This window comes from Armatimonadota bacterium, from assembly GCA_016869025.1.
In the GTDB taxonomy this organism is placed as follows: Bacteria; Sysuimicrobiota; Sysuimicrobiia; order Sysuimicrobiales; family Humicultoraceae; genus VGFA01.
Genome location: VGFA01000035.1, coordinates 1 through 7204, shown reverse-complemented (window position 1 = coordinate 7204; position 7204 = coordinate 1). Strand labels below are relative to the sequence as shown.

Here is a 7204-nt window from a genome sequence, read left to right as displayed (position 1 = left end):
CCATTCGCTCGTTGATCAGGGCCAGATTCCTGGGATCGGCGCCGACGAGCGCCGGCGCGAGCGCCTGTAGTGCCACCCGTGCGCCTCCTGCGAAGCCTTCCAGGTATGTGCTTCCCAGCGGACAGACCTCGCCCCAGCCGGTCGTCCCCTGGTCGGTCACTACCTTCACCACGGTCGAGGGCAGAGCCCGCACTACGCGCCCTCCGGACATCACGTAGTCGCCGTGGACGTAGTTCAGGTCGTAGCCGTAGACCTCGATACGCGTGATCCGCAACGATCTCACCTCCTGCCGCCGTGCCTACCAGATGTCGCCGACCTTGAAGCCCTCCGGGAACGGATCCTCCGGATCGAGAACGTACGCGGCGAGTCCTGTTATCCAGGCCTGTCCGCTGATTGTCGGTGTGACCGCGGGGTATTCACCGACCCTGGTCTCGCCGGCCAGCCGGCCGGTGAAGACCGTGCCCAGGATGCCCTCGTGCCGGAAGTCCTCGTGCAGAGCCAACTGTCCCTTGGCGTGGAGTGTCGCCATCTTGGCGCACGTACCCGTGCCGCAAGGCGAGCGGTCGATCACCCCGGTCCAGGTGGAGGGGTTGCTCCAGTCGAGCGTGCCGGTTGAGATCGCCACCACGTTCTTGCGGTGCGCGTCCGGATGCGACGCCGGTCCCGACAATTGGGCAATCGTGACCCCCTCGAACCCGGGCTGCTCCGGATGCCGCACCGGCAGCTGCTCGCGCGCCGCCGCCTTGACCATCTCGCCGATGCGCACGATGTCACGCCCCTCATCGGGGACGAGGCGCAGACCGAACTGCGGGGCGTCGGCTATGACGTAGAACATGCCGCCGTAGGCCACGTCGACCGTAACCGCGCCGATCTCGGGCACCTCTATGACCCGGTCAAGGTGCACGGCAAACGCAGGCACATTCTGGAAGGTCACGCGGCGGACCTTGCCGCCGGCGCAGTCGGCGCGCACCCGGATAAGGCCGGCAGGGGCCTCCAGCGTGATCTCTGTCGCCGGTTCACGCATCGGCAGCATCCCGGTCTCCAGGAGCGCGGTAGCCACGCACATCGTGTTCGTCCCCGACATGCCCGGGTACTCGGTCTGTTCCATGATGACGAATCCGGCATCGGCCGCAGCGTCGGTGGGCGGCAGCACGATGTTGCAGTTCGCCGCCGGATAGCCGCGGGGCTCACGTAGCATGCGCAGCCGCAGGCCGTCGGCGTGTGTCTGGAGGTGCTTCATCTTCTCGAACATCGTGCGGCCGGGCACGTCGAGGATCCCGCCCACGATCACGCGGCCGGGCTCACCGCCTGCATGGAGATCGATCGCATGGAGCATCTGGGAGATGCGCATCGGCCCCTCCTGCGGGACATCCATCTCGGTCCCCGACTGGTCTGGAGTATACATCCCTATGACCCGGATCGGCAGCACCGGCCCCTGCTGGCACCAGGGCCTTCCCAGAAGGAACTTGGTCTTGCGCCGACAAACCTTGCCGCGGTGCCATGAACAGCAGCGCGGATCTGTTGTTTATCAACGGGCAGGTCATCACCATGGATCCTGCCCGGCCTGCGGCCGAGGCCCTGGCTACCCTGGGCAATCGCATCGCGGCAGTAGGCGCCGCGTCCGATCTGGCCGGCCTCAAAGGCCCCGCGACCCGTGTCATCGATCTTGGGGGAGCGAGCCTGCTCCCCGGGCTCGTTGACGCGCACTGCCACCTGGCCGGATACGGGATGTACCTGGCCGGCGTGGACTGCCGGTATCCGGCCGTGCACTCGATCGCAGACATCCAGGAGAAGATCCGCCAGGCGGCTGGAGCCACCCCGCCCGGGCAGTGGATCCGCGGCTGGGCCTACGACCACAAGAAGCTGCGTGAGGGCCGGCACCCAACCCGCTGGGACCTGGATGCCGTTGCTCCCCGCCATCCGGTAGTCGTACATCGCACGTGCTTCCACATCGCCGTAGCCAACAGCCGTGCGCTGGAGCTTTGCGGCATCGCCGCGGAGACGCCGGATCCGAAGGGAGGGCGCATCCTCCGCGATGAGGACGGGCAGCCCAACGGCGTCCTGGTGGACGCGGCGCTTGAACGGCTGGGCGGGCTGGCCGAGCCGTCTCCCGACGAACTGCGCCGTGCCCTGATCGAGGGGGCCAGGGGGTTCCTCCCCCACGGCGTCACGTCCATCCACGATGCCGGCGGGCGCGGCCCGGCGCAGGTGCAGGCAGCCGTGGCAGCCAGGCGGGCCGGCGATCTAAACGTGCGCGTCTACATGCTGCTGTGGTCCTCCGCGGCTGCGGAGGAGACCTACAGCAGCTTCCTGGGAACCAGGATCGGCACGGGATTCGGCGACGACTGGCTGCGCATCGGTCACTTCAAGCTCATGGCCGACGGCAGCAGCAGCGGGCCCACCGCGGCCATGCGCGCGCACTACGACAGCAACCCGGAGGACTCAGGCCTCCTGTACTACTCCCAGGAAGAGGTGACCGAACTCTTCAGCCGCGCCTATCGTTGCGGCTACCAGTCGACCGCCCACGCGGTAGGGGATCGGGCGGTCGAGGTCGTGGTCAACGGCATCGAGGCGGCCACCGCAGGAGCCGAGCCCCTGCCAGTACCGCCCCGCATCGAGCACTGCGGGTTCGTGGACCCGGATCTTCTTCGGCGTATCAAGTCCCTGGACATCATGCCTATCCCCCAGCCGGCCTTCATCTACGACTTCGGCGACGGCTACCTGCGTGACTACGGAAGCAGGACCCGGTACATGTTCGCCTGCCGGTCGTTCTTCGACTCTGGCATCGTGGCTGCCGCCAGCTCGGACTGCCCTGTGACCAGCCCCAACCCGATGCTAGGCATCTACACCGCCATGACCCGCAGGACGCGCACCGGACAGGTGGTCGGGCCCGAGGAGGCCATAAGCCTCGAGGAGGCCCTGCGCATGTACACGGTGCACGGAGCCCTGGCCTCAGGCGAGGCAGACCGCAAGGGCAGCCTCACCGTGGGGAAGCTCGCGGACCTGACCGTGCTCTCGGACCCCATCCTGGATGTGGGCACAGAGACAATCAAAGATGTCGTGAACGTGATGACGGTCGTGGACGGCAGGGTGGTGTTCGAACGATGAAGTGATATCATGCCGCCTGCGCCAGGCGGCATGATACCCGCGCATCGCCGGCTTGCACTTCCTCATTAAGGCACCTAAAATGTATGTAATTGAGGAAGTCGGGCCCGGAGGGTCCAGTGTCCACGAGAACCGAGAAGCGACAGCGTCTCTTCGAGCTCGCTGGCTCCCAGGCGGGCTACTTCACGGCGGCTCAGGCACGCGAGATCGGATACAGCGCCCGCGCGATCGGGCACCATGTCCGAGCGGGGAATTTCGAGCGGGTGAGCAGGGGGTTCTATCGGTTGCCGGAGTTCCCCGGGCTTCCCAACGAAGACGTCGTAGCAGCCTGGATCGGCGCCGGGCCCCAGCGCGCAGTCGTGTCACATGACACCGCGCTCGCGCTCTACGAACTGGCACCGTCACGCGCGCGGAGGATTCACCTGACCGTCGCACTTGCGCACCGCCCGCGTCACCGCCCCAGGTTCAAGGCCGTGCGCATCCACACCACGAAGGAACCGCTCGGCAGCGACAGTGTGGTGCAGCGCTTTGGAGTGCGGGTCACATCGCCCGCGCGCACGATCGCCGATGTCGCGGAAATCGGCGCGGATCCCAGCGTGGTCATTGAAGCCGTCGCGCACGCGCTTGGCACTGGGCTCGTCACGGTCAACGAGCTTCTTGGGTCTGTCGCGGGCCGGTCCGCACGTGTGCGGCAGCTCGTTGATCGCGCCATCAGAGAGGCCGGCTCGCGTGCGCCGGTACGATAGCCCCGCTGCGTTCCGCGCTGCCGCCGAGGCGCGCCTGCGCAATCGCGCGCGCCGGCTGGGCGTGGCTGCATACATCCTACGCCGACAGGCCGGGCTGGAGCGCCTAATGGCTCGGCTCACGAGAGCCGTGCCCGGACGCTGGGCATTGAAAGGCGGGTTGGCGCTCGAGATCGCGCTTGGCCAGCACGCGCGCCCGTCGGTGGACATGGATGCGGATCATGTTCTCGGCTCATCCGCCGCTCGCGCAGATCTTCAGCTTGCCGTTGCAGAGGATCTTGGCGACCACTTCACATTCGCGATCGTTGGAAGCGAGGACCTCAGCGATGGCGGCGTTAGCCTGGCGGTGCGGTACAGGATCGGCTGCGAGCTGGGCGGGCGCCCCTTTGAGCCGCTGCAGGTGGACGTCACCGAGGCCCCGCCTGACCCGTGGGACGCCGAGCCGGCGCAGCGGCCCGGCCTACTGGAGGAACTCGGGCTTGGCCCCATCCAGGTGCTCGTCGCGCCGCTGGAGCGTCAGATTGCCGAGAAGCTGCACGCCTATACGCGCACGTACAATGGTGGCACGACCCGCGCAAAGGACCTTGTGGATTTCGTCCTCATATGCAGGCACGCACGCATGGACGCGCATCGCCTGAAGGACGCGATCTACAGTGTCTTTGGTCGCCGCGGAACGCATCCGGTTCCCGACAGGCTACCGGCCCCACCTGCCGAGTTGGGTGTCTCCTACCGACGGGAGGCGATTGACGTTGGCATTGAGCCATCGTCGGAGGCGGGGTACAAACTCACCGCTGCGTGGTTGGATCCGGTCCTGGCCTGCACCGCCAGCGGCGCTTGGGATCCAGACAGGGCACAGTGGGTGGGGTAGCGCGCCGCGAAGACCTCGAGGACTGGCCTGCCGTCCCAGCCATCCGGAATCGCAAGACCGAGCGCGTGGAGGATCGTGGCGGCCGTGTCGAATACGCGGACCGGCTGCTCGATCGCGTGCCCCTTCTTCACGCCGGCCCCCAGGGCGATCCAGGGGATGGTCATCACCTCCGGCACGATGACCACGTGGTCCTTGTCGATGCCGCCGTGGTCGGCTGTGACGATCACGAGGGTCTGCGCCTCGATGCCGGCGTCGCGGAGCGCCTGGCGTAGGGACTCGACGCCGCTCAGCGCACGGCGCAGCGACTGCAGGTAGCCGAACGACATCCAGCCGTCGGCGTGGCCGGCCCAGTCGGTCTCGGAGATGTGCGCCAGGATGATGTGAGGACGCGCCGATCGGATGTAGGCCGACGCGGCTGCGACCAGGTCGGGGGTCAGTGTCGCCACTCGCCACGGGACAAGCTCGACGCGATCCATATGCTGCGGGTCGGCGATGACGCGCACGTAGGGCTTCTGGGTGAACAGGGCCGTGCGCAACCCCGCCCTCTTGCCCACAGAGAAGATCGTCGAAGCCGCAGGAAAGGGCCGGCCGGGCACCCAGGAGTTATCATGCACCCCGTGCTTCTCGGAGCCCACGCCGGACACCATGGACATATGGGTTGGCGCTGTCACGGGCGGTATGGTCGTCTGCGCCGTCATGCTATAGCTGCCTTCCTGAATGAGCGACCCCGCGCCGGCCGCGCGCAGGCCATCCGGCCGCCCGCCGTCTATGCTCACGAGGAGAACGTACTGGGCGCGAGCGCCCGCCGGCGGTTGCGCAACGAGCGGCGTTGCGGCAACGATGCATGCCGCGACGGCCAGGAGCAGGGCAAGCGCCCGCAAGCCCACTGCCCTGCCCAGGACGAGGCGAGAGGACCGTACCCACAGATCACGCATGGCCCGCACTCCCTTCCCTTGGCCCGAAGATGCAGATCCGGACACGTCCTGACTGACCACTAGCAACCCTGCCCCCGCCCGTCAAGCCCCTGTGGTGGCTCAGACAGTCAGACCGCCAGGCAGGAACGTGCCAGCAGGACGATTGATAGGGCAACGTATGGTTCGGGTTCCGCGGCATCTCTCACCTGTACGTGTTGCGGCGTGCTGCAAAGTTGGCCGGCGGAGAAGCCGCAGCGCGGCGCCTGGTCTCCTGCCATCTGGGCGCCGGCTCCGCAGGACACCGTCGGGGGGAAGGGGGCGGGGCCTAGTCAGGGCGCTGAGTAATTCCACTCAGTACGTTGAGTGAATTGGGAGTCATCCGCCGGAACATCTCCCGGAGCCCTTCCTCGAAGACCGCGGTGTAGTGCTCAGGCCGGCCCGGAACCGGCGCCGCAAAGACCGTTCCCAGCTCGCTCTCGTGCAGCAGGGTGTTGACTTCCTTGGCGCACGTGGCCAGCTCTGATCCCAGTACGGGCGGCGGCAGGGGACGCCCGCGCATCGCCTGCAGGCGGCCCCAGATGCTGCGCAGCGCCCTGAAGACCAGCCCCCACTGCGCCCAGCGCAGCCCATCCGGTACGTCGAGGAACCGCCGCCACGCGGTCTGCTCGAGCGAGTACTCCACCTCGCGGGCCTTGCGGTGCTCCGTGAGGAACCCGGCCTGCGCCATCTCCGCCATCGCTCTCGCCACAGGCGGTTGGGCATGATTGATCTGCCGCGCCACGCGCCTGGGATGGCCAACATGGTGCGTCAGCAGGAACAGGACGATCTCCGCGCGCTTCGCCTTGAGCACTTCGTCAACGGTCATAGCCGAGCTCCATTAGCGTGAGGGACCATGACCACCCTAGCGAGCCTGTTGTCTTGCTCCGCTCGCCATTCATGGTTCACCGCCCATGACTGGGATCTTGCGGAGCGCATCGGCCATGCGCCAGAGCTGGGCTTCGTAGCCGACGGTGGCGCCGGTGGAGTTGGGGGCCGTCGCCTTCTTCTGCTTTCGGACCCTGCTTGCCACCCTCATCGCTCCTTGGTATCGGTTGTCACGTCCAGGCCAAGTTCGAGTGGCACTCATCTCAAGGGTCTACTTCCTGTTCTCGGGGCGTCCGTGGACATCCTGTCGCGCTCCTTCAGCACACCGACCACCAGGGCGCGGCCAGGACGTCCGGCGTCAGCCACTCGCGCCGCGTCCCCGTGTGCAGCAACAGGCCGGCGCGAGACGCCTTGCCGTACTCGGCGCGAAACGTGCGGATCGCCGCGGCGTCGGCCAGACGCGGGCGCGGCGTCGCCTTGACCTCGATGGGCAGCAGCCGGCCCGAGGCCTCGATCACGAAGTCCACCTCTTCGCCGGTCGTTGTGCGCCAGTAGAGAAGCTCCGCCTGCTCCGGTCGAGCGTCACGCCAACACAAGAGGTCGTTGAGCACGAGGTTCTCCAGGTGCGCGCCCGTCGGCTCAGCCGACCCCGCCAGGTGCAGAGCCAGGCCCGTATCACCCCAGTACAGTTTCGGCGCCTTGATCAGCCG

General features: G+C 67.3%; 9 protein-coding genes. 4 read left to right on the top strand and 5 right to left on the bottom strand.

The window, feature by feature from the left end:
• Together FJX73_12450 and FJX73_12445 are read right to left on the bottom strand one after the other, a co-directional pair.
• Positions 1-274 (bottom strand): mandelate racemase (locus FJX73_12450; GenBank protein MBM3471580.1); only part of this gene is annotated, 274 nt, incomplete at its 3' end.
• A gap of 24 nt (positions 275-298) precedes the next feature.
• Positions 299-1351, bottom strand: a complete 1053-nt coding sequence (locus tag FJX73_12445; protein ID MBM3471579.1) for a hypothetical protein — start codon at positions 1349-1351, stop codon at positions 299-301.
• A gap of 149 nt (positions 1352-1500) precedes the next feature.
• Here FJX73_12445 and FJX73_12440 point away from each other — a divergent pair, with 149 nt between their 5' ends.
• From FJX73_12440 to FJX73_12430, 3 genes are all read left to right on the top strand, one after another.
• Complete coding sequence (locus tag FJX73_12440; protein MBM3471578.1) at positions 1501-3108, top strand: amidohydrolase; 1608 nt, start codon at positions 1501-1503, stop codon at positions 3106-3108.
• Positions 3109-3197: 89 nt separating this feature from the next.
• Complete coding sequence (locus tag FJX73_12435) at positions 3198-3851, top strand: hypothetical protein (protein MBM3471577.1); 654 nt, start codon at positions 3198-3200, stop codon at positions 3849-3851.
• Positions 3673-4716 (top strand): nucleotidyl transferase AbiEii/AbiGii toxin family protein, encoded by a 1044-nt coding sequence (locus FJX73_12430; GenBank protein ID MBM3471576.1) that lies wholly within the window; start codon positions 3673-3675, stop codon positions 4714-4716. Before FJX73_12435 ends, FJX73_12430 begins: the two co-directional genes overlap by 179 nt.
• On the opposite strand, the gene FJX73_12425 is transcribed toward FJX73_12430, so the two are convergent.
• Positions 4575-5651, bottom strand: a complete 1077-nt coding sequence (locus FJX73_12425) for a hypothetical protein (GenBank protein MBM3471575.1) — start codon at positions 5649-5651, stop codon at positions 4575-4577. The genes FJX73_12430 and FJX73_12425 overlap by 142 nt on opposite strands.
• 176 nt (positions 5652-5827) lie before the next feature.
• On the opposite strand from FJX73_12425, the gene FJX73_12420 reads away from it, so the two are divergent.
• Positions 5828-5959 carry a hypothetical protein gene (locus FJX73_12420; GenBank protein ID MBM3471574.1) on the top strand — a complete coding sequence of 44 codons (132 nt, stop codon included), beginning with the start codon at positions 5828-5830 and terminating at the stop codon, positions 5957-5959.
• Here FJX73_12420 and FJX73_12415 read toward each other — a convergent pair.
• Together FJX73_12415 and FJX73_12410 are read right to left on the bottom strand one after the other, a co-directional pair.
• A complete protein-coding gene (locus FJX73_12415; GenBank protein MBM3471573.1) occupies positions 5956-6495 on the bottom strand; it encodes a hypothetical protein in 540 nt (179 codons plus the stop codon). The genes FJX73_12420 and FJX73_12415 overlap by 4 nt on opposite strands.
• Positions 6496-6811: 316 nt before the next feature.
• Positions 6812-7204, bottom strand: a 393-nt coding sequence (locus tag FJX73_12410) for a DUF4143 domain-containing protein (GenBank protein ID MBM3471572.1), incomplete at its 5' end; no start/stop codon positions are given.